Annotated in this window: 15 protein-coding genes and 1 CRISPR repeat array; of the genes, 5 read left to right on the top strand and 10 right to left on the bottom strand. The window is 65.8% G+C overall.

The annotated features are described in order from the left end of the window. Positions 1 to 38 precede the first annotated feature (38 nt). The 5 genes from ACLJEU_RS13915 to ACLJEU_RS13895 all read left to right on the top strand — a co-directional run bounded on the left by ACLJEU_RS13915 (position 39) and on the right by ACLJEU_RS13895 (position 5,309). Positions 39 to 1,112: a Gfo/Idh/MocA family protein gene (locus ACLJEU_RS13915; RefSeq protein ID WP_414661847.1), complete on the top strand. Its 1,074-nt coding sequence runs from the start codon at positions 39 to 41 to the stop codon at positions 1,110 to 1,112. A gap of 76 nt (positions 1,113 to 1,188) precedes the next feature. After that, positions 1,189 to 1,677, top strand: a complete 489-nt coding sequence (locus ACLJEU_RS13910) for a hypothetical protein (protein ID WP_414661848.1) — start codon at positions 1,189 to 1,191, stop codon at positions 1,675 to 1,677. Between the two features lie 47 nt (positions 1,678 to 1,724). After that, positions 1,725 to 2,918 carry an LLM class flavin-dependent oxidoreductase gene (locus tag ACLJEU_RS13905; protein WP_414661849.1) on the top strand — a complete coding sequence of 398 codons (1,194 nt, stop codon included), beginning with the start codon at positions 1,725 to 1,727 and terminating at the stop codon, positions 2,916 to 2,918. Between the two features lie 19 nt (positions 2,919 to 2,937). After that, positions 2,938 to 4,002: a Gfo/Idh/MocA family protein gene (locus ACLJEU_RS13900; protein WP_414661850.1), complete on the top strand. Its 1,065-nt coding sequence runs from the start codon at positions 2,938 to 2,940 to the stop codon at positions 4,000 to 4,002. Beyond that, on the top strand, positions 3,999 to 5,309 hold the full coding sequence (locus ACLJEU_RS13895; RefSeq protein ID WP_414661851.1) for an MFS transporter: 1,311 nt from the start codon (positions 3,999 to 4,001) through the stop codon (positions 5,307 to 5,309). The genes ACLJEU_RS13900 and ACLJEU_RS13895 overlap by 4 nt, the downstream gene beginning before the upstream one ends. Before the next feature lie 107 nt (positions 5,310 to 5,416). On the opposite strand, the gene ACLJEU_RS13890 is transcribed toward ACLJEU_RS13895, so the two are convergent. The 10 genes from ACLJEU_RS13890 to ACLJEU_RS13845 form a co-directional block, all read right to left on the bottom strand. Continuing rightward, on the bottom strand, positions 5,417 to 6,925 hold the full coding sequence (locus ACLJEU_RS13890; RefSeq protein WP_414661852.1) for a sulfatase: 1,509 nt from the start codon (positions 6,923 to 6,925) through the stop codon (positions 5,417 to 5,419). A gap of 153 nt (positions 6,926 to 7,078) precedes the next feature. Next, positions 7,079 to 10,068: a CRISPR direct-repeat array (repeat unit 35 nt; unit sequence GTTTCAATCCGCGCGCGCTCTCGCGAGCGCGCGAC). Positions 10,069 to 10,252: 184 nt separating this feature from the next. Further along, the gene (gene cas2 / locus ACLJEU_RS13885) at positions 10,253 to 10,543 is read right to left on the bottom strand and encodes a CRISPR-associated endonuclease Cas2 (protein ID WP_414664414.1); all 291 of its coding nucleotides are present in this window, start codon (positions 10,541 to 10,543) and stop codon (positions 10,253 to 10,255) included. 18 nt (positions 10,544 to 10,561) lie between these two features. After that, positions 10,562 to 11,587: a type I-C CRISPR-associated endonuclease Cas1c gene (gene cas1c, locus ACLJEU_RS13880; RefSeq protein ID WP_414664413.1), complete on the bottom strand. Its 1,026-nt coding sequence runs from the start codon at positions 11,585 to 11,587 to the stop codon at positions 10,562 to 10,564. Between the two features lie 5 nt (positions 11,588 to 11,592). Beyond that, positions 11,593 to 12,225 carry a CRISPR-associated protein Cas4 gene (cas4, locus tag ACLJEU_RS13875; RefSeq protein ID WP_414664412.1) on the bottom strand — a complete coding sequence of 211 codons (633 nt, stop codon included), beginning with the start codon at positions 12,223 to 12,225 and terminating at the stop codon, positions 11,593 to 11,595. Between the two features lie 18 nt (positions 12,226 to 12,243). Continuing rightward, the gene (locus ACLJEU_RS13870; protein ID WP_414664411.1) at positions 12,244 to 12,822 is read right to left on the bottom strand and encodes an ORF6N domain-containing protein; all 579 of its coding nucleotides are present in this window, start codon (positions 12,820 to 12,822) and stop codon (positions 12,244 to 12,246) included. A 15-nt stretch (positions 12,823 to 12,837) separates the two neighbouring features. Continuing rightward, positions 12,838 to 13,692 (bottom strand): type I-C CRISPR-associated protein Cas7/Csd2, encoded by an 855-nt coding sequence (cas7c, locus tag ACLJEU_RS13865; RefSeq protein ID WP_414664410.1) that lies wholly within the window; start codon positions 13,690 to 13,692, stop codon positions 12,838 to 12,840. Between the two features lie 66 nt (positions 13,693 to 13,758). After that, a complete protein-coding gene (gene cas8c / locus ACLJEU_RS13860) occupies positions 13,759 to 15,549 on the bottom strand; it encodes a type I-C CRISPR-associated protein Cas8c/Csd1 (RefSeq protein ID WP_414664409.1) in 1,791 nt (596 codons plus the stop codon). An 8-nt stretch (positions 15,550 to 15,557) separates the two neighbouring features. Then, complete coding sequence (gene cas5c, locus ACLJEU_RS13855; protein WP_414664408.1) at positions 15,558 to 16,274, bottom strand: type I-C CRISPR-associated protein Cas5c; 717 nt, start codon at positions 16,272 to 16,274, stop codon at positions 15,558 to 15,560. Positions 16,275 to 16,287: 13 nt separating this feature from the next. Further along, positions 16,288 to 18,582 (bottom strand): CRISPR-associated endonuclease Cas3'', encoded by a 2,295-nt coding sequence (locus ACLJEU_RS13850; RefSeq protein ID WP_414664406.1) that lies wholly within the window; start codon positions 18,580 to 18,582, stop codon positions 16,288 to 16,290. Between the two features lie 210 nt (positions 18,583 to 18,792). Next, positions 18,793 to 20,418 carry an arylsulfatase gene (locus ACLJEU_RS13845; protein ID WP_414664405.1) on the bottom strand — a complete coding sequence of 542 codons (1,626 nt, stop codon included), beginning with the start codon at positions 20,416 to 20,418 and terminating at the stop codon, positions 18,793 to 18,795. Positions 20,419 to 20,509: the final 91 nt, after the last annotated feature.

The following is a 20,509-nucleotide window of genomic DNA, read 5'->3' as shown; positions in this document are numbered from 1 at the left end:
GTCGCACGATCGCCCGGGTTCGCCCCATTGAAACTTCCATGAAACGTCGTACCTTTATCTCGAATACGGTCGGAATGAGCGCGGCGGGCCTGCTCGCGTCCAGCACGTCAGCAGCCGAGGCGACAGCTCCCGCCACCAGCGCCACGCCGGGTGTGGCGCCGGCGCGGCGGCCGTTGCGGCTAGGACTCATGTCGGCCGCGACCTACGGCAACAACGTGCCGCGCACGCTGGGGTCGAATCACGGCACGGCGTTTGCGACGACCTTCAACGGCTTTGACGAGACGAAGGCAGCGGCGTGGAAAGGGACGTTCGTCAAATCGAAGCGGAGGCTCGACGGCGGAAAGATCGTGACGGTGTGGGATCCGAATCAGGCGGCGGCGCAGCAGCTCGCCGGCATCTGCGGCATCGAGCGTGTGGCAGCGACGCCCGAGGCCTGCTGTGAGGACGTCGATGCGGTGCTGATCGTCGATGACGGCAGCGGCGCGCAGTGGAAGTACGCGCTGCATCCGCTGCGCAAGGGTGTGCCGGTCTTCTGCGACAAACCGCTCGCGATGACGGCGCGCGAGGCCCAGGCGGTCGCGAAAGTCGTGCGCGAGACCGGAACGCGGTTCATGTCGGCCAGCAGCCTGCGCTTCGTGCCCGACATCGTGAAGCTCCGGGAGGAGCTGCCGCAGCTCGGACCGGTGCATCTTGCGAGCGCCGCGTGCGGCAACGAGCTCGTCTACTACGGGATTCACGCACTCTCCATGATCTATGCGGTTCTCGGCCGCGGGGCTGTCAGCGCGATCAACGTGGGCCAGCCCGGCCGGAACGTCGTCCGCCTCCGCTTCGAGAACCAGCGCGACGTCGTCCTGACCGTGGCGGATCGGGACGTGATGCGCAGCGGGTATCAGATCTCTTTGTACGGACAGAAGGCGTGGCGCACCGTCACGCCCGATCTCGCCAATCTCTACGCGTACCTGCTCGAGGCGTTCCTCGACTATCTGCACACCGGCCGCGAGTCGGTGCCCGTGGAGGAGGAGGTCGAACTCATCGCGGCGCTCGAGGCCGGCAAGCGTTCGCTTGAACTCGGCCGCGAGGTGACGCTGCGCGAGGTGCTGGCCGGAGCCTGAGCGCCATGGACGTTTTCCCGGCGATAGTGCCCGAATTCGGATGGACGCGACGCAGTGGAGTCGTGAAGGTACGCGGATGAAATTTGCCTCTCTTTTATTCGCGTTGCTGGTTTCGCTGAGCGCCGTGGCCGTGGCTGCGCCGGCGGTCGAGAAGTACAAGGTCGGCGATACGTTCGCCGCGTTCACCACGAAGGATCAGCATGAAAAGAGCTACACCTACGAGGGCGGCGCGCGCCTCGTGGTGGTGGCCTTCGAAATGGGCGCGGGCAAGGCGGCCAACTCCTATTTCGAAAAGCAGCCCGCTGATTTCCTGACCGGCCACAAGGCGATCTTCATCTCCAACATTCATGGCATGCCGGGCGTCGGGCGCTTCTTCGCGCTGCCGAAGATGAAAAAGTATCCGCACCGCATCCTGCTGGCCGACGAGGAGAACTTCCTCGCCCGCTATCCGGCGCAGGAGGATTTGCTGACGGTGCTTTCGCTCGATGAGAAGGGTGTCATCACCGGCATCCGGCACGTGAGTCCGAAGAAGGAGATGGCTTCGATTTTTGCGCCGGCGAAATGACGCGCCTGACCCCGGTCGTCAGGTAGGCCCCGACCGGACTTGCGCTCATGTCTAACCCGCTTTCTGCCCCTGCCACACTCCCGATTTCCGGCCGGCCCGTGATCCGCACGGCGGCGCGTCGCGTGGAGGTCGGCTGGTTTTCCGCGCTGTGCAGCGACGACTATGAGTTTCTCGGCGTACCCGACGGACGGTTACGCAGCAGCTGGGAGCATTGCCGCGACATCGTGGCGAAGGCGGACACGCTCGGTTATCAAAACATCCTGCTCCCGTCCGGCTGGATCGCCGGACAGGATCCGATGGCGTTCGCCGCGGCCATGGCCGGACAGACGCGGCAGATCAACCAGCTCGTGGCGATCCGCATGGGGGAAGTCTGGCCGCCGATGCTGGCGCGGGCCATCGCCACGGTGGATCACATCGCGCAGGGGCGTCTGGCGATCAACATCATCTCCTCGGATCTGCCCGGACTGAAGCAGTCCAACGAGGAGCGTTACGAGCGCAGCAGCGAGATCATCCAGATCCTGCAGCGCCTCTGGACGACCGACGGACCGCTCGAGTGGAAGGGCCGCTTCTACAACTTCAGCCTGCCGACCTGCGAGCCCGCAAAGACCTACCAGCAGGGTGGCGGGCCGCTGCTTTATTTTGGCGGTATTTCTCCCGCGGCGCAGGAGCTGTGTGCGAAGCACTGTGATGTGTTTCTGATGTGGCCGGAAACCGAAGCCGACCTCGCCCGGACGATGCACGGCATGAGCGCGCTGGCCGCGAAGCACGGCCGGACGATCGATTTCGGCCTGCGGATTCACCTGATTGTGCGCGAGACCGAGGCGGAGGCGCGCGCCGCGGCTGATCGCCTGATCTCCAAGCTCGATCGCACGCAAGGCCAGGCGATCAAGGATCGTTCGCTCGACAGCAAGAGCGCCGGCGTCAGCCGCCAGGACGAACTGCGCGCGAAGGCCGGCGCGGATCTGTTCATCGAGGAAAACGTCTGGTCCGGAATCGGGCTGGCGCGCAGCGGTTGCGGCAGTGCAATCGTGGGGACGCCGGACCAGGTGCTGGCGAAGCTGAATCGCTACATGGACATGGGCATGCGGGCGTTCATTTTCAGCGGCTATCCGCACCTCGAGGAGTGTGATCTGTTCGCGAAGCACGTGCTGCCGAAGCTCCCGACCTGCCGGCTCAACGAACTCCAGCACCGGCGCGTGCCCGATCCCGTGACGCCGCTCACGACCGGTCCGCGGCGTTGAGCGCCCGGCCATCCTTTTCATGTCCCGCTCACCCGTTCGATTTGGTTTGGTCGGCTTCGGCGCCTGGGGACAGCTCCACGCGCAGTCGATCGCGATGAATCCCGAGGCACGCCTCACCGCGATCATGGCGCCGTCGGCAGCCTCGCGGGCGTCGGCCGCGGCGCTGTATCCGGAGGCGCGAATCTTCGACGATCACCGGCAGATGCTGGCCGAGGCCGCCATCGATCTCGTGGATGTGGTCACGCCGAGTCACACCCATCTTGAGATCGGCACCGATGCGCTCAACGCGGGCAAACACCTGCTGCTGGAGAAGCCGATGGCGTTGAGCATCGCGGACTGCCGGGCGCTGATCGCGCTGGCCGCCCGCCGGGAGAGGCAGATTGCCGTCGGTCATGAGCTCCGACTTTCGTCGCAGTGGGGTGAGGTGAAACGCCTCATCGCGCGCGGCACGATTGGTGAACCGCAATATGTGCTCGTGGAGCTGTCGCGGAAACCCTACCGGCAGGGCGCGTCCGGGTGGCGCTACGATCGCAGCCGCGTCGGCAGCTGGGTGCTGGAGGAGCCGATTCACTTCTTCGATCTCGCGCGCTGGTACCTCGAGGGCGCCGGGCATCCGGTCGAGCTTTACGCGAACGGCAACTCGCGGGACCCGGCGCGGCCGGACCTGTACGATAATTTCAGCGCGCAGTTCAGGTATCCGAATGGCGCGTACGCGGTCGTGTCGCAGACGCTCGCGGCGTTTGAGCATCACCAGACGGTGAAGGTCGCGGGAACGCGCGGCGCGATCTGGGCGGGGTGGAGCGGGGCGCTCGATCGCACGCTCGAGCCGACGTTTTTCCTGCGCGTGTTTGACGGCGAGAAGCTCGAGGACGTGAAAATTGCCCGGCACAGCGGCGAGGTCTTCGAGTTGCGCGAGGAGATTGCGCGTTGTGTGCAGATGGTGCGCGGCGAGGCGTTGCCCGCGGCGAACGGCACCGACGGATTGTGGTCGACGGGCCTCTGCCTGCTGGCGGAGGAATCGATCCGTCAGAAACGCCCGATTGCGGTCGGCGATCTTGCGGCCGACTTGCCGGCAAACGCATGAAGCCCGCCGAAGCCGCGCCGCTGCAGTGGTATCAGGGCGTCACGCGCTACCAGTGGCTGATTCTGGTCATCGCGTCGCTCGGCTGGGTCTTCGATGCGTTCGAGGGCCAGCTCTACAACATCACGCGCGGCGAGATGCTGCCGGATCTGCTGCGCAGCGCCGATCCGTCGCTGGCGCCCGCGGCGGTGGCGGCGTTGACCCGGGATTGGGGCGAGAAATTTCTCGGGATCTTTCTCATCGGCGGAACGCTGGGTGGCTGGATCTTCAGTTCGATGGCCGACCGCTGGGGCCGGATGCCGGTGATGGCGCTGACGATTCTCTTCTACAGCATCTTCTCGGGGCTGACGGCGTTTGTGTCCGAACTCTGGCATGTGGGCGTGCTGCGTTTTCTCGTGGCGATGGGTGTGGGCGGGGAGTGGGCGGTGGGCGCGGCGCTCGTCGCGGAGGTGTTTCCCAAACACGCGCGGGAACGCGCCGGGGTGATTTTTCATTCGACGAGTGTGCTGGGCCTGTGGCTCGCCGCAGGCGTCGGACTCTGGGTCGGCGCGGAATGGCGCACGGCGTATCTCGTCGGTGTCGTCCCGGCGCTGTTGGTCCTCTGGGTGCGCGCGAGCGTGAAGGAGCCGGACTCGTGGAAGGAGGCCAAGGCGGCGAAGGGCGACCGCATGGGGAGCTTCTCCGAGCTGCTCGGCAACCCGCGGTGGCGGAGCCGGGCGATCGGCGGGGCGCTGCTTGCGATGATTGGGCTGGCGACGTTCTGGGGCGTGGCGGTGGCGGGCCAGAATCTGGCGGAGGATTTGCTGCGGCGACTCGGGGCGCCCGCGGCCGAGGTGGCGAGCCGGTCCAAGATCGCCTTCGGTTTCATTCAAACGGCTGGTGCCGGCGTGGGCATGCTGATGTTCGGGCCGCTCAGCGTGCGCTGGGGCCGCCGCCGCACCTTCGCGATCATGCACGCGGCCGCGCTGGTCATGACGCTCGTGGTGTGCTGGGTTCCCGGATACTTCGGCAGCTATGCGCTGCTGCTGTGCCTGCTGCCGCTCTTCGGCTTCTGTGTGCAGGGCATTCACGCCGGCTACGCGGTTTACTTTCCGGAGTTGTTTCCGACCCACCTGCGCGCCACCGGCGCGGGGTTTTGTTTCAACACCGGGCGCATCCTGGCCGCGCCCGTGCTCATCTGGCTGTCGGCCTGGATGAAGGCCACCTACGCACTACCGGTGGCAATCTCGGTCCTCGGCGGCTTCTTTCTCCTCGGCCTCGTCGTGCTCAAGTTCCTGCCCGAGACCAAGGGCCAGGAGCTGCCGGAGTAGCGGCGTGCGTCGAACTTGGCGTCGCATGGCGCGTCGTTGGCGAAATTATGCCGCGAAAAACGGCCGTCACTCGCTGGCGCTCGCAGCTACCAGCAAACGCGACGGCCCTACTTGGCCTTGGCTTTCTTCCCGGAGGGACCGATGGGGGCGAGAGCCTCGGGGTGGCGGGCAAGGATCGTGCGCAGACGCTGGACGACCTCGGGCTGCTCGGCCGCCAGGTTGCGCGTTTCCTCCGGGTCCGTCTGGTAATCGTAGAGTTCGAATTCCGCGGTGTCGGCGGCGGCGCCGGGACGTTTCCATTCGACCAGCCGGTGACGCTCGGTGCGGATGGCGCGACCCATGCGCTGCTCCCGGGGATAACTGTGAAAAGCATGGTCGCGCACGGTTGTCGTGGGATCGCGCAACACCGGCACGAGGCTCAGGCCGTCGATGGGTTGCGGACCACGCGGGGCCGGCAAACCGGCGAGCGCGGCGAGCGTCGGATAGACGTCGACCGTTTCCGCCAGTTGGCGGCTGACGCCGCCCGCGCGAGCCACGCCCGGGGCGGCGATGATGAGCGGGATGCGATTCGCCTGCTCGTAATTGGTGTGCTTCGTCCAGTAGCCGTGGTCGCCCAGATGCCAGCCGTGGTCGCCCCACAGCACGATGATCGTCTGGTCGGCGAGTTGCAGGCGATCGAGTTCGTCGAGCACGCGGCCCAGCTGCGCATCCATGAAGCTGACACAGGCATAGTAGGCGTGAATCAACGTGCGCTGCTGATCGGCCTCGCGGAGGCTTTCGACCGACAGCGGATCGTAGTTGACGATTTCACCGCCGCGTTTGCCGGCGTAGGCGGGCGCACCGATCGGATCCTGCTGGTCGCGCGCGAGGACGAATTTCGCCGGGTCGTACTTGTCCCAATATTTCTTCGGCGCCGTCAGCGGCAGGTGCGGTTTCACGAAACCCAGCGCCAGGAAGAACGGCGTGTCGGTGCGGCCCTTGGCGGCTTGCAGCCGGCGAATCGCTTCGTCCGCAATCCGACCGTCGGAGTAGGCGTTGTCCGGCACGTCGAGTTTCTCCCACGCGGCGCCGCGGGGCAGGGAGCGAATCTCGCCGAGCTTCTGGTTGGTGAAAAACGCCTCCTCGCGCGTGAGCTGGCCGTTGGCGGAGTTTTTCGGATCCAGGTATTCAACCACCTTCTCCTTCTGCGCCGGCACGCTCCAGGAGGCGTCGTCGTCGTGATTGCCATGGCCGGTGTGCAGAATTTTGCCAATCGCTTCGGCGCGCCAGCCGTTGCGCATGAAGTGCTGCGTGAGCGTGACGGCGTCGGGTACGGCCTGGCGGAAATTCTGCGCCAGCCCGTAGATGCCCAGCGAGGTGGAACGCGAGCCGAGCATCAGGTTGTTCCGCGAGGGGGCGCAGACGGATTGGTTGCAGTACGCGCGGTCGAAGCGAACGCCCCTCGCCGCCAGGCGGTCGATATTCGGGGTCTGGGCGATCGGATCGCCGTAGCAGCCGAGCGTCGGTTTCAAGTCGTCGACACAGATCAGCAGCACGTTCGGGCGCGTGGGTGCGGCGGCGGGTGCGGTGGGGGCGATTGAAAGCAGCAGAACGAGCAGGATGAACGACAGCTTCATGGGTGCGAAAGGGGGCCGGAGGGTGATGTGGCGGGAAAGGAGATTCAACGGGGTGATCGCGGATTGGAGTGCGCCTCGAAAGCCGCCGCAAATTGTTTCGTGGAGCCTGCATGTGTCCCCAAACCCGCGACCATCCTCACGCGAACCGTGGCGGCTTTGATCCGCGCGCGCTCTCGCGAGCGCGCGACGTGGGTCGGGCGAGAGATCGTCCGGTATTTCAACTGTTTCAATCCGCGCGCGCTCTCGCGAGCGCGCGACACTCCGCCGACGCCCGATGCGGCCGAGGCGCAACAGTTTCAATCCGCGCGCGCTCTCGCGAGCGCGCGACCCGCCCGCGGTTATGATGGCGCCAGGATCGGCCGGTTTCAATCCGCGCGCGCTCTCGCGAGCGCGCGACGACTATGCGGACGAGTTCAAAGCAGCGTGTCGGTGTTTCAATCCGCGCGCGCTCTCGCGAGCGCGCGACCCAGCAACAGCAGTTTCCCCGCCTCTACTGAGGAGTTTCAATCCGCGCGCGCTCTCGCGAGCGCGCGACGCATTGCGCGACCGCGCTCCGATTGCACGCAGCGTTTCAATCCGCGCGCGCTCTCGCGAGCGCGCGACGCGGCCCAGGCGCAGGCGGAACTGGCGGCGGCGTTTCAATCCGCGCGCGCTCTCGCGAGCGCGCGACACCGGGCTGTTACCTCGGTACGCGACTCCGTGGACGTTTCAATCCGCGCGCGCTCTCGCGAGCGCGCGACCGCGATGAACTCGCGCGGGCCGACATTCTCGCTGTTTCAATCCGCGCGCGCTCTCGCGAGCGCGCGACGACTTGGAGGCCGCAATCGCTGCGAAGCTCGCGAAGTTTCAATCCGCGCGCGCTCTCGCGAGCGCGCGACGAAAAGTTATTCATGATTTGTAGCCTTCGCACGCGTTTCAATCCGCGCGCGCTCTCGCGAGCGCGCGACACCGATCCCGCTGCTCGCCCAGCGCGAAATGCAGTTTCAATCCGCGCGCGCTCTCGCGAGCGCGCGACGTCGCCCCACTTCGCACCGGTGGAACCGGGAATGGTTTCAATCCGCGCGCGCTCTCGCGAGCGCGCGACCTCCGATCGCCTGGGCTTGCGTGCCTCATGGCAGTTTCAATCCGCGCGCGCTCTCGCGAGCGCGCGACGTTTCGGTTTTGGGTTGGTGCCAGGCCCACACGGTGTTTCAATCCGCGCGCGCTCTCGCGAGCGCGCGACGCCAGGCCGAAAAGAAAACGGACGCCCTGGCCGCTGTTTCAATCCGCGCGCGCTCTCGCGAGCGCGCGACCGCGCATCACCCGCGGGATCTACCCGTGCCGCGGAGTTTCAATCCGCGCGCGCTCTCGCGAGCGCGCGACCGCGGCGGACGGCGAAGGCAAACCGGCGAAGACGTTTCAATCCGCGCGCGCTCTCGCGAGCGCGCGACTCGAGTTCGAGGAGCGAGTCGACGTGAGCGAAGTTTCAATCCGCGCGCGCTCTCGCGAGCGCGCGACACGGACCCTGGCGGCCCACACCCTGGCGGCGGCGTTTCAATCCGCGCGCGCTCTCGCGAGCGCGCGACCTACCGGAAGTTGATCGATCGCTCGCGCGACCTGGTTTCAATCCGCGCGCGCTCTCGCGAGCGCGCGACGGCCAAAGTTACACCACGCTGGGCAACGATCTGGTTTCAATCCGCGCGCGCTCTCGCGAGCGCGCGACGATCGCCAGCGATCCTTGCCAGGCCACGAAAGGGTTTCAATCCGCGCGCGCTCTCGCGAGCGCGCGACGCGCGCGGATCGCCTGGCTGTTTCACCAGGCGGCGTTTCAATCCGCGCGCGCTCTCGCGAGCGCGCGACGATCCGTCCCTACGTGGCCGGGTTCTATGCGGTGTTTCAATCCGCGCGCGCTCTCGCGAGCGCGCGACCCGCGATCTGGTGAACCTCACGAGTCGCGTCGGTGTTTCAATCCGCGCGCGCTCTCGCGAGCGCGCGACGGGTGCATTCCCAAAAGCGATAACCTCGGATGGTGTTTCAATCCGCGCGCGCTCTCGCGAGCGCGCGACAGGGCACGGAGTTTCATCGGGGGGAGGGCGCTTGTTTCAATCCGCGCGCGCTCTCGCGAGCGCGCGACGTCGCGCGGATGCAGCAGGCGCCGCTCGGTCAGGTTTCAATCCGCGCGCGCTCTCGCGAGCGCGCGACGCGTGCCAGTCCAAATGTAAGGCCTGTTATTTGTTTCAATCCGCGCGCGCTCTCGCGAGCGCGCGACAGTTGATAACTGTATCGTTCCACTCGTTTGTGTGTTTCAATCCGCGCGCGCTCTCGCGAGCGCGCGACCGATGACGTTGCCGCTGCCGCTTCCACCCGGACCAGTTTCAATCCGCGCGCGCTCTCGCGAGCGCGCGACAGCCAGATGCCAAGGACAACCGCCGACGTGTTGAGTGTTTCAATCCGCGCGCGCTCTCGCGAGCGCGCGACGCTGTTGACGCCGGAGCGCCACACAAGCGGGAGCGTTTCAATCCGCGCGCGCTCTCGCGAGCGCGCGACAGGAACTGGTCGACCGTTTATGCGAGTGGGCGTTTCAATCCGCGCGCGCTCTCGCGAGCGCGCGACGGCTGGCGCTTCAACGACTCCGACCTGATGGCGCCGTTTCAATCCGCGCGCGCTCTCGCGAGCGCGCGACGAATCAACGGCCTGAATGTCACCGCCAGCAATGGTTTCAATCCGCGCGCGCTCTCGCGAGCGCGCGACAGGATACGTTCATCGATCCCATCATTCGCGAAGTGTTTCAATCCGCGCGCGCTCTCGCGAGCGCGCGACGTTCTCTCCGCATGTGCGCCTGTGGCAGTTAATTGTTTCAATCCGCGCGCGCTCTCGCGAGCGCGCGACTCGGCGGAGCGCATTGGCCAGCTGCCGGCGCAGGGTTTCAATCCGCGCGCGCTCTCGCGAGCGCGCGACTCGTGTTTTGGTTGTTTGTATTCATAGTAGGGGTTTCAATCCGCGCGCGCTCTCGCGAGCGCGCGACGATATAGTCGAAAATATCCGCGATGCCGGCGGGAGGTTTCAATCCGCGCGCGCTCTCGCGAGCGCGCGACGGAAAGTATTCGTTGAATAATTCGAGGGAATACGGTTTCAATCCGCGCGCGCTCTCGCGAGCGCGCGACCCCTGATTCAGAACCAGATGAAGCTTAGACTGTCAAAGAGCAGGTTTCGCGGAGGTCGCTGAATTGTCTCTCCCGCAAGGACCGTCACGGTTTTTATGAGACGGAAGGCGCTGGCGGGCGTGAGGCTTGCCGGCGTTCGCGGACCTCCTCCGCACGGGCTGCGCGCGGGAGGTCCGCGCGGGCCTCAAATCAGCAGCGGGCCCTCTGGATCCATGGTCGCTTTCGTGCCGTGATGCTCGACCCGCCGCTGCCACTCGTTACCTAGAAAATAAAAGCGAAGGCTGTCCTGTTTCAAGTCGGCGAGCTGGAGCAGTTCCGCACGAAACACCACCCATTGGTCGTGCGCGAGCAGGCACTCAAACACGGAATTCTGGACCCGCTGCCCGTGATTCAGGCAGGCCTTGGCGACGTGACGGAGCCGGCGCTGGCCCTGCGGTGTCGTGGTGGCTACGTCATAGCTGACCAGAATCATCATGGCTCGAATGGATTCAGGTTACCGCCACTCGAAGGGAGGATAGGCGTCGAGATCACCGCGAAGGTGGCGCGCAAGGAGCAGGGCCTGCGCGTGCAGCAGGAGACCAATCGGCAGCTTTTCGCCGAGGAACGGGTGTTCGACTTCCTCCTGTTTCCGTTTCTGCCAGGCGGTGAGGACTTCCTTGCGGCCGTCTTCGGTGAGGAGGACCGCTCCGGTTTCCGTGGTGCGAAAGTGATGCGGCTGCACTTGCTGCCGGTTGATCATGGTCAGGGCCAGCCGGTCGGCAAAGGGGGCGCGAAACTCCTCCATCAGATCGAGGGCCAGGCTGGCCCGTCCCGGACGATCCCGGTGGAGAAAACCCACTGCAGGGTCGAGCCCGTGCGTCGCGAGCGCTCCGGCGGCATCGAACCGCAGCAGCGTGTAGAGGTACGACAACAACGCATTGACCGGATCCAGCGGCGGCCGGCGGTTGCGATCGCCGAACGCAAAGGCCTCGCGCTGGACGGTGATTAGATGGGGCAGCACGGAGAAATATTGCGCCGCCGCTTCGCCTTCGATTCCCCGGATGACGTCGAGGGTCGTTGCCGCGGGCAGCGCGCGCAGTCGGTGGCCGAGGGCGTCCGCCGCCGCCTCGACCTCCATCGCGTTGGTGGCCTTCTCTCGCGCGGCCCGGCGCAGGACATGCCGGGCGTTGGCGATTTTTCCCGCCACGAAGGCCCGCGCCAGCGCCGCGCTGCCGGCAGGATCGTCGGCCCGGCGGTACTGCGTGCGACGAAGCAGGACGCTCCCGCTAGGCGCGCCGACCACGTCGGCCAGATGGCGCCCAAACTCCGTGAGAAATGAAACTCCGATGCCAGCCTCTGCGCATGCGCCCAGGAGAAACGGACTGCAGAGCACATTGCCGAAGCAGATGATGCCGCCCAGATTCAGCAACGGGAGGCGAAGCCGGATTTCCTTTTCAACCTCGACGACGACGGTCTCGCTCTCCTTCCGCAGATATGCGCCCTGCGTCGTGACATAGAGCGTGTTGAGCAGGCGGCGCATTGCGATCAGTCGGACGCGGCCATGAGGCGGGCGAGATGGGCAGAAGCAGACCGCGTCACCGCCTGCGGCCGGCAGAGCTCCAGCAGCGAACAGCCCCGGCACTTGGGCTCGAATACAGGCGGCGGAGTGCGTTGCCCGGCGATCAATGCGGCGACGGCGACGGCCAGCTCGCGCGTCGCAGCGCGGAGGGCGGCATCAAAGACCACGTCGAGACGTCGCTTCGTGGCACCGTAAAAAAGAGCGCCTGCCGGTACGGAGACACCGAGCATTTCCTCCAGGCACACGGCCTGTGCGCAGAGCTGGACCGCATCGATGGGCTCGGACTTGGGCCGGCCGCGTTTATATTCGACGGGAAACGGACGCCAGGTGCCGTCGGGCTGGCGGTGAAACTCGACGACATCGGCGACGCCGTGGAGTCCGAGCGACGCGGATTGAAGCGGGAGAGCGCGGGCGATGCGGAGATCGCCGCGCGACTCGGTCCCGGCTTCGTGGGCGCGGTCGTGAAGCACACGGCCTTGGGCGGTGAGCGAATTTTCGGCCCATTGGCGTTCGACGTGGATGAGCGCGCACTGGCGCGGACAGAACGCGAAATGCTGGAGTGCCGAGAGCGGGAAGGAGTCTTCGGAGGCGGGCGTCAAGCGGGTGGAGTGTCCCCTTCAGCGGTTGCCGGGATGAAAGCCGATTTTGGATCGGCGCGGTTCGGACGAAGGATTGAGCAGGGGAAGAAGTTTCTCCACGACGTCTTGGAGGACGACATCGTGTTCGAGGAGTTTTTTGTCGTGCTGGGCGAGGCGTTTGAGGATGACGGCGTTGGTGAGCAGTTCTTCCCGCATGTGCACGAACGCTCGGACGACATAGACGCTCATCGCGACGGCGCGCGGGCTGCGGAGGATCGTGGCGGCCATGATGGCGCCGTGCTCGGTGAAGACCCAGGGGAGATATTTCCGGTGCTGCCCGCGGCCGGCGTTCTTTAAGGTCACAATTTGTGACCTTAAAGACGGGGGTGTATCCGGAGTTGAGGTCACACCGTGTGACTTCAAGGTGGAAGCCTCCTCATCGGTAAGGCGGAAGAGGAAGTCGGCCGGGAAGCGTTCGGCGTTTCGCTGCATGGCCTGGTTGAAGACCTTGGTCGGCACCGCGTAGAGTCGGGCGAGGTCGCGATCGAGCATCACGCGCTGACCGCGCACCAGATGGATGGGTGGAAGCGCGGGATTTGGGTTTTCGGCTGGCGGCATGGTGAGGAGCGAAAATCAGATCCACTCTTCGACGCTGACGCCAGCGGGCAGGGCGGCGACGTCGAGGGCGACGTCGTAGTCGGAGAATTTGCGAACGACTTCGACGCCGGGTTTCCTGGTGACTTTGACGAGGTCGAAGAGCTTGTGTGCGGGAGCGTTGCCGAGAGCGGTGGCGTGTTTGAAAGCGATGCAGCGCTTCGCGCCCATGAGGCCGCGGGCGGCGGAACGATCCAATTCAAACATCTGGCCGAGGGCGGTTTTGAAGAGGGCGAGGTCTTCGTCGGACCAGCCGGTCTGTTTGGCGAGGAACGGATTGATGAAGCCGTGGGCGAGATAGAGGCCGTAGGGGATGGTGAACTTGCGACCCATGGTGCGCTCTTTCTCCAAGTCCTTCTCGTTTGTCACCGCACAGCGAGTCACCGCGTGCTCAAGAGTGACGACAGGCGACGCGCTGCGAGCGAATGCGAATTGCACAGGGCCGCGCACTTGACCGCAGTTAACCTCCGTGGCCATGACCGCTCCAAAAGTCCGAATATCGTAGAAATTTTGGCACATCCATTTTGTGACGGCTTTGGCGTCCTCATCCTTTTTCGGGAGCTTCTTTGGTTCTGATTCGAGATTGAGTGCTGAATACGCGAGCTGATGCTGGTGGTTGAGCACCGCTTTTTCGCGGACGTAGATTTGGCGGCCGGGCTGCTCGTTTTGGGTGAGCTGGACGAAATTGCGGATTTTGCGTTTCAGGCAGACGTCCGTGACAATGCCGTGGCCGGTCTCGGGATCGACGCGCGGGAGATTGCCGGCATCGGGGTCGCCATTTGGATTTCCGTCGGTGGTATCGAAAAGAAAGACGAAGTCGTAGCGGTGGTTCATGGTTGGATGTGGATTGGGGATTTGAGATCTGAGATTTTGAGATTTGAGAGGAGGGGCCGAGCGAACTTAGGCGGCGGGTTGGACTTCGGCGTCGGCCTTGGTGAAGAAGGCCTGGCGTTGATGGTAGTAACCGAGGGCGAAGAGGCTCTGGCCTTCGAGGCCGAGGTGGGCGGGCATGTCGGCGATTCCGGCGCAGATTTCCTGCACGAGGCGCTCGCGTTTCACTTTCAGGCCGATGCCGCGTTCGGCGGCGGCTTTGGTGAGGTGATGTTGGTAGGTGCGGAGAAGGCGCGGGAAGACCGTCGAGGGCGTCGCGGAGGCGGCGCTGTAAAAGCGGTCGCGGATGGTGGCGTTGATGCCGGGGAGGGCGTCCTCCTGGGTTTTTTCGAGCGCGGCGAAAAGCCGGCCGAGGCGGTAGGCAGGTTCGGGGCGATTGGGATCTAGGCTCATGGAAATCGTCTGGTCGTGGTTGCGGTTAAGGAAGGCTTTGAGAATGGAGGCGCGCAGGTAGCTGAGGTCGCGGTCGGCGCGGATGCGGGCGATGACGGCGCTGGCGAGGGTGGGCGGATAAGGCGCTCCGGTGAGGACCGCGCGGAGGAACGGGCCTGCGAGCAGCGGCGAAACGTCCTTCGACTCGCGGCCGGTCTGGCGGAGGAGCTGCCACGCAGCGGGGAACTCGGGGTTTTGCGGGCCCGGGGGGCGGACAATGCGGAGAGCTTCGTAGTGGTCGCGCAAGTGATCGACGAGCGAACCGAGGGTGCCGGCGTGCCAGAAGCGCACGGAGAGGCGAGCGGCGTTGGGCGAGAGGCCGAGGACGTAGAACGGAGTGGAGGCGTCGTCGGTGAGTCGGTCGAAGGCACGACCGCCACCGGAGCGCAGCACTTCGAAGAACGTCCCGAGGCGGGCGCGGAGCGTTTCGTCCTGGGCGACCGCTTCGCTCCCGGGCGTGTGGCCGTCGAGGAAGGCGGCGAGAAAGCCCTCGGTGACGGTGGGCGCGCCGGTCCAGAAGACCGTGGTGGCGTCGCCGATTTGCACACGGTGCAGGCGGGACTGCGGGCCGGCGAGGAGAGCGTTGAGCGCGGTGGCGTGCCGAAAGGCGGAGGACTGGGAGATCGGTGAATTGAGCGCCTGGTCTTTGCCGTAGGAGACGAAGGCGTCGCAGTTGAAGGAGATGATTTTTGCACCGCCGGCCTGCGCGTCCTTTACGCCCTTAATGGCGGGCTCGATGAGTTGGGCGAGCGGCTGATCGGCGTCGCCGGTGATGAGGCATTGGCCGCGCGTCGCGTCGGGATTGGCGGCGAGAGCGGTCTTGCTCCAGTGAGCGGCGACGGCGGGGCGGTCGTGGACGTAGGTGTGTTCGCCGACGACGCGGAAGACGCCAAAGCCGGTGGCAGCGAAGTTGTCGAGTTGGGCTTTGTGTTCGAGAGCGCGGACGGGCGTCCACGCGCGGAGGAAGGCGCAGACGGCGGCGACGCCGGGATCGGCGAGTGTGCTTTCGAGCGCGAGGTGGCGCTCGCGGAAGGCGGCGAAGGCTTTGGCGGTGCGCTCGGGTTTCTCGTCGTCGGTTTTGTAGCCGAGGAGGTAGGTGCTGTTGTCCCAGAGAAAACACGGGTTGAGCCCTTGGCCCGGGGGTTTGGCCTGGCCGGGGAGCGTGAGGAGGCGGGCGAGCGGCTTTTTGCCGGAGGTGTCGCGTTCGTCCTGAATCGCGGAGAGCGAACCGTCGGGATTGAGGAGAATGCAGAAGCTGACTTTTTGCGCGCTGTAGCCGGGGCGGGCGAGGTCGTAGCGGGCGTCGGTTGCGAGGCGGTCGTAGAGGAGATCGAGCGCGCGCAGCGGGGAAGATTCAGGGGAGATCATGGCGGTGGTCAGGCGAGGGCTTGATGGAAGGGCGGGACGGTGATGACGCCGGCTTTCATCTCGGCGCGGAAGAAGCGCGGGGTGGTGGAGCGAACCGCTTTGGTTTTCGGGTCCTGGTCGAAGGCGAGGTCATGGAGCATGTAGCCGAAGTCGCGGGTTTGGTCGGCGGGCGGGAGCGTGCTGGCGGGGAGGGGATCGGTGGATTCGAGGAGCGTGAAGCGGGCGGGAAATTCACGGGTGCCGAAATAGGGTTGTTGGAAGCATTGGCCGGCGCGCGCGCGGCGTGTGAACATGTCGAGGTGTTTGCCGGCGCAGTCGTTGGCGGGGAGTTCGGGGCCGCCGCGGTCGAAGCGGCGGTCGAGGATATCGAAGTGGGCTTCGATCACATAGGACACATCGCGGAGGATGAGGGCGGCGCGTTGCTGGCGGTCCTCCTCGATGTGGACGCCGAGGTTGCCCTGGCCGGTCTTCATGGCGGAGCGGGCGGAGGCCAGCGGGATTTTGGAGGCGACTTCGTTGCGGCGGACGGACGTGAACTGGATCGGCGCGAGGACATGGAGGCGTTCGATGACCCAGCGGATTTGGGGCTTCCAGTAAATCGCTTCGAGCAGGCCGCGGGCGGCGGAGGGCGTGATGACGTCGTAGGAGACGCGCTCGGCCTTCATCTCGGGGCGGGTGAAGCAGGCGTAGTCGCCGGTGACGTGGAGGCGGATGCCGTAGGACATGGGTGGTGTGGATTCAGGAAACGATCAGCTGCTCGGGGTCGTAGATACGGTCGGTGACGAGTTGGAGACCGAGGTCGTCCGAGTAGGCGTGAGAGTCGTCCAGGATGAGATAGCGCTCGTGCAGCAGGCTGAGGCCGCGGCCGAGGTGGAGGCGGGTCACGGGTGCGGGGAGTTGCACGACATAGCGTTGGAGGCGGCGGGCGAGTTTGCGTTGTTCCGCCGGATCGTAGGTGGCGCGGAGTTCTTCGATGAGGTCGCGGCCGTGGTCGCCGTAGGGGACGAGCACGGCTTGGTAGTTGGAATCGATAAAGCGGAAGCGCTCGGCACAGTCTCTGAATCGGAAGCCGAAGAGGTCGGCGGGCTGCCAGGTCTTCGCTGAGCCCGAGGGGAAACAGTCGAGAATGTGTTTCGCGTCGGTCTGGTCCTCGTTTTTCCAGTAGTGGAGGCGGAAAAAGGCTTCGATGGCGGCAGGGCAAAGCGGGTCGGCAGTGTGGAGCGGAAGAATCTCTGCGGCGGAGTCGGCGGATTTGCGCAGGAAGCCCCGCGGGATCGGCGGTTCCGGGGTGAAAACAAACGTGTCTCCGAGCGTGGGTAGCCGACCTTCGCGATTGCAGCGGCCGGCGGCTTGCGCGATGGAGTCGAGCCCGGCGAGCGCGCGATACACGACCGGGAAATCCACGTCGACGCCCGCTTCGATGAGCTGGGTCGTCACGACGCGGCAGGGGAGATCGTTCCTGAGCGCGTGACGGAGGGTGCCGGGCGCGGGGTTGCGCGGGTCGCCGAGAACGGTGCTGCGGTGGGCGGGACACATGAGCGCACTCAGGTGGCGGCGCGAGCCGTCGGCCGGAAGACGCGCAAAGAGTTCGGCGGCGTGGCGACGGGTATTGACGATGCAGAGTACCTGCGGGTGCTCGGCCAGCCGGTCGGCCAGTTCGGCGTCGGGCAGCGGCGTGCGACCGAGGTCGGTGACACGCACGCGCCGGAGCGTCGAGAAGAGCTGCGCACGGTCGCGGATGATTTCGCGGACATCGCTAAGGCCGGATTTGAAATCGGGACGCTGTTCGACGGCCGGCTGGGTGGCGGTACAGAGAACAATGGACGTCAGGTAGCGACCGGGAGCGGCGAGTTCCTGGACGGCGCGCAGGCAGGGCTGAAGCAGCGTGAGTGGGAGCGTCTGGGCCTCATCGAGGATGATGACACTGCGCGTGAAGCGGTGGAGTTTGCGGCAGGCGGAGGGTTTGGCGGCGTGGAGGGATTCGAAGAACTGGACGTTGGTGGTGACAATGAGCCGGGCGTCCCAGTTTTCGGTGGCGAGCCGGGAGGCGGCGGTGAGATGGGCGGCGTCGGGATCGAGATTGGAGTGGTGCTCGACCACAAGGTCGTCACCGAGCGGAGCGAAGACCTCGCGAAAGACCGCGGCGTTTTGCTCGATGATACTGGTGAAGGGCAGGACGTAGATGATGCGGTCGAAGCCGTGGCGCAGCGCGTGATCGAGGGCGAAGGCGAGGGAGGAGAGCGTTTTGCCTCCGCCGGTTGGGACGGTGAGAGCGAAGAGGCCGGGTGATTGAGCGGCAGCGGCGCGACACGCGGCGAGGACCTCGGCGCGGGCTATTTGTACCGGAGTCGCGGCCGTACCGAAGCGGGCGAGGTGGGCGTCGAGGCAATCGCGCAGGGCGCTGAGCGGCGGCTGTGGTTGCCGGGCGCGAGTAGTGGCCTTGCCCGGCGACATGAACGCTTCGGTGTCGAGCCAGTCGGCATCGACGAGAGCGGAGAATGTCAGCCGCAGGAAAAAGCCGAGGGCATAGCCAGACGTGAGGGCGTGACCGGGCGGACGGGGAGGGTTTGCCGCGAGCGCAAAGAGATCGACGGGTGCAGCGGCGAAGGAGGGAACGATTTTGCGCAAGCGTTCCTCGAGGCATGCCGTGGTGGCGTCCTGACCGTTGGGGAGTCCAGCGTGATGTCCGGCAATCAAGTAGGCCAGGAGCCGGCCAAAGAGTTTCAGTTCGCGGGCGGCCTGCTGGGAGCCGGCCGTGGAATGGTCGACCTTGGCCGCAATTTCGGGCCGTTCCTCCAAGTGGGCGTCGGCACCGCCCGCGGCGCAGAGGTAGGACTGAAATTCCGCGGAATATTTTCCGAGGTCGTGCCAGAGGCCGGCGAGGCGGGCCCAATCAGCAGCGTTGAAGGCCGCGGCAAAACGAGCGGCTTCGGCGGATACATTGTGAAGGTGATCGTCCAGCCGCTGCCAGTGTTCGCGATTCGGGTCCGGAGTGCCGTCGGGCCGGGTGGCAGTGTGGGCGTAGAAAGTCATGCGCAGTGAAGGCTCGGATTGCGCATGATTCTAGTCACAGGGGTGAGACAAAGGCGGGGCCACCCGTCGTCTTCGATCGGAAAATCTAGCTGCGAAGGATCGGGTGTACGCATCGTGGCGTACGGTCATGCGCGGAAATCAGCGCGGTTCCACGACCCGAAACTACCGGAATTCCGGTAGTCCGGACGATTCACTTCGGAAAGCGTCGCGTCACGGCGCGCGGGTTTTCGGCAGCACCTGGTGCGTTTCGGCCCAGCGTTGCCAGGCGGCGGTGAGGTCGCGCAAGCGGTCGGGTTGGGCGGCGGCGAGGTTGTTAAGCTCCGTGCGGTCGACCGCGAGATGGTAGAGTTCCCAGGGCGAGCCGGGCTCGGCGGGTTGCACGGCCTTCCAGTCGCCGTGACGCACGGCCTTGTTGTTATACTGCTCCCAGAAGAGCCAGCGGTCCGCGGGCAACTCGGCTCCGCGCAGCAGCGGGGCGAGGCTGCGGCCGGCCAGCGTGGTGAGCGGCTTGCCGTCACGAGCCTTCGGATACGTGGCACCACTGACGTCGAGCGCGGTCGGCATGATGTCGGTGAGGTAGCCTGGCGTGCGCGTGACCGTGCCGGCCGCGGTCTTCAGCCCCGCGGGCCAGTGGACGATGAGGGGCGTGGAGATGCCGCCCTCGTGGAGGCGGGACTTGTAGCGGCGGAACGGGGTGTTGGACGCGTTGGCCCAGCCCGTGCCATACGAGGAGCCGCCCTTGCCGCCGGCTTGTCGGCCACCGGAGCCGGCGGCCGCGGGATCGTTGATCGCGGAGGAGTCACCGCCGCCGAGATCGGTGTACGGTTCGGCGCATGCACCGTTGTCCGAGAGAAAAATCAGCAGCGTGTTGTCCAGCTTGCCGGCGCTGCGCAGCGTCTCGACCAGGCGGCCGATGTTCCAATCCATGCGATGCACCTGCGCCGCATAAACGGCCATGCGGTGGGCGAGCTGCGCTTGCTCATCGGCTTTGAGTGCGTCCCAGGCCCGGGCACCCTCATCGCGCGGCGAGAGCGGGGCCGTGCGATCGAGCACACCGGCCGCAAGCTGACGTGCGTGGCGCTCGGCGCGCAACGCGTCCCAGCCTTTTCGATACTTGCCATCGAACAACGCGATGTCGGCCGGGCGCGCGTGGAGCGGCCAGTGCGGGGCGTTGAAAGCGAGGTAGAGAAAGAACGGCGCGTCGCCGGAGTGCTCGCGCACAAACGTCACGGCGTGATCGGTGAAGGCGTCGGTGGTGTAATAATTAGGATCGGTCGGAGTCGGCAGCGGCGTGTTGTCGAGCGTGAGGCCGCGGGGATCCTTGGGCTGAAAGTAACTCGTCGCGCCGGAGATGATGCCGTAGTAGCGATCGAAGCCGCGTTGCAGCGGCCACTTCTCCTGGCCGTGGTAGCCGAGATGCCACTTGCCCGCCATGTACGTGCGGTAACCGGAGGGGCGAAGCGCCTCGGCGATGGTCAGGCAGCGATCGTTGAGAAACTCCTGGTACCCGGGCGCGGCGGTGGCGGGCGCGCGTTTGCCGGGATCCTCGGCGAGCGTGCCCATGCCAGCGGCATGCGGATCGAGTCCGGTGAGAAGAGCCGCGCGCGTGGGCGAGCAGCGGGCCGTGTTGTAGAATTGGGCGAAGCGCAGCCCGTTCTTCGCGAGGGCGTCCAGATGGGGCGTCGGGATTTCCGACCCGTAGCAACCGATGTCGGAGAACCCCATGTCGTCGGCCATGATCAACACGATGTTCGGACGCGGGGCTGGCGCGGCCGCGGCGGACGTGGCGGCAAGGAGGGCAAGCAGGACCAGGCAGGGGTGGCCAAGGAGACGCATGCCGCGACCCTGTAGCGAAAACTCGTTTCGACAAGCCGGCAGTGGGGGAAAGAAACGGGACGAGTTGACTGGCACCGCGACCGCCCCCGGT

Source organism: Terrisphaera buseokensis (assembly GCF_047521145.2).
Taxonomy (GTDB): Bacteria; Verrucomicrobiota; Verrucomicrobiia; order Opitutales; family Opitutaceae; genus ER46.
This window is presented reverse-complemented; position numbering and strand designations above follow the sequence as displayed.

What these genes read in the sequence shown, in the direction of transcription:
- ACLJEU_RS13915 (WP_414661847.1), top strand. Translation starts at nt 39, where the DNA reads ATGAAACGTCGTACCTTTATCTCGAATACGGTCGGAATGAGCGCGGCG.
- ACLJEU_RS13910 (WP_414661848.1), top strand. Translation starts at nt 1,189, where the DNA reads ATGAAATTTGCCTCTCTTTTATTCGCGTTGCTGGTTTCGCTGAGCGCC.
- ACLJEU_RS13905 (WP_414661849.1), top strand. Translation starts at nt 1,725, where the DNA reads ATGTCTAACCCGCTTTCTGCCCCTGCCACACTCCCGATTTCCGGCCGG.
- ACLJEU_RS13900 (WP_414661850.1), top strand. Translation starts at nt 2,938, where the DNA reads ATGTCCCGCTCACCCGTTCGATTTGGTTTGGTCGGCTTCGGCGCCTGG.
- ACLJEU_RS13895 (WP_414661851.1), top strand. Translation starts at nt 3,999, where the DNA reads ATGAAGCCCGCCGAAGCCGCGCCGCTGCAGTGGTATCAGGGCGTCACG.
- ACLJEU_RS13890 (WP_414661852.1), bottom strand. Translation starts at nt 6,925, where the DNA reads ATGAAGCTGTCGTTCATCCTGCTCGTTCTGCTGCTTTCAATCGCCCCC.
- cas2 (WP_414664414.1), bottom strand. Translation starts at nt 10,543, where the DNA reads ATGATGATTCTGGTCAGCTATGACGTAGCCACCACGACACCGCAGGGC.
- cas1c (WP_414664413.1), bottom strand. Translation starts at nt 11,587, where the DNA reads ATGCGCCGCCTGCTCAACACGCTCTATGTCACGACGCAGGGCGCATAT.
- ACLJEU_RS13870 (WP_414664411.1), bottom strand. Translation starts at nt 12,822, where the DNA reads ATGCCGCCAGCCGAAAACCCAAATCCCGCGCTTCCACCCATCCATCTG.
- cas7c (WP_414664410.1), bottom strand. Translation starts at nt 13,692, where the DNA reads ATGAACCACCGCTACGACTTCGTCTTTCTTTTCGATACCACCGACGGA.
- cas8c (WP_414664409.1), bottom strand. Translation starts at nt 15,549, where the DNA reads ATGATCTCCCCTGAATCTTCCCCGCTGCGCGCGCTCGATCTCCTCTAC.
- cas5c (WP_414664408.1), bottom strand. Translation starts at nt 16,274, where the DNA reads ATGTCCTACGGCATCCGCCTCCACGTCACCGGCGACTACGCCTGCTTC.
- ACLJEU_RS13850 (WP_414664406.1), bottom strand. Translation starts at nt 18,582, where the DNA reads ATGACTTTCTACGCCCACACTGCCACCCGGCCCGACGGCACTCCGGAC.
- ACLJEU_RS13845 (WP_414664405.1), bottom strand. Translation starts at nt 20,418, where the DNA reads ATGCGTCTCCTTGGCCACCCCTGCCTGGTCCTGCTTGCCCTCCTTGCC.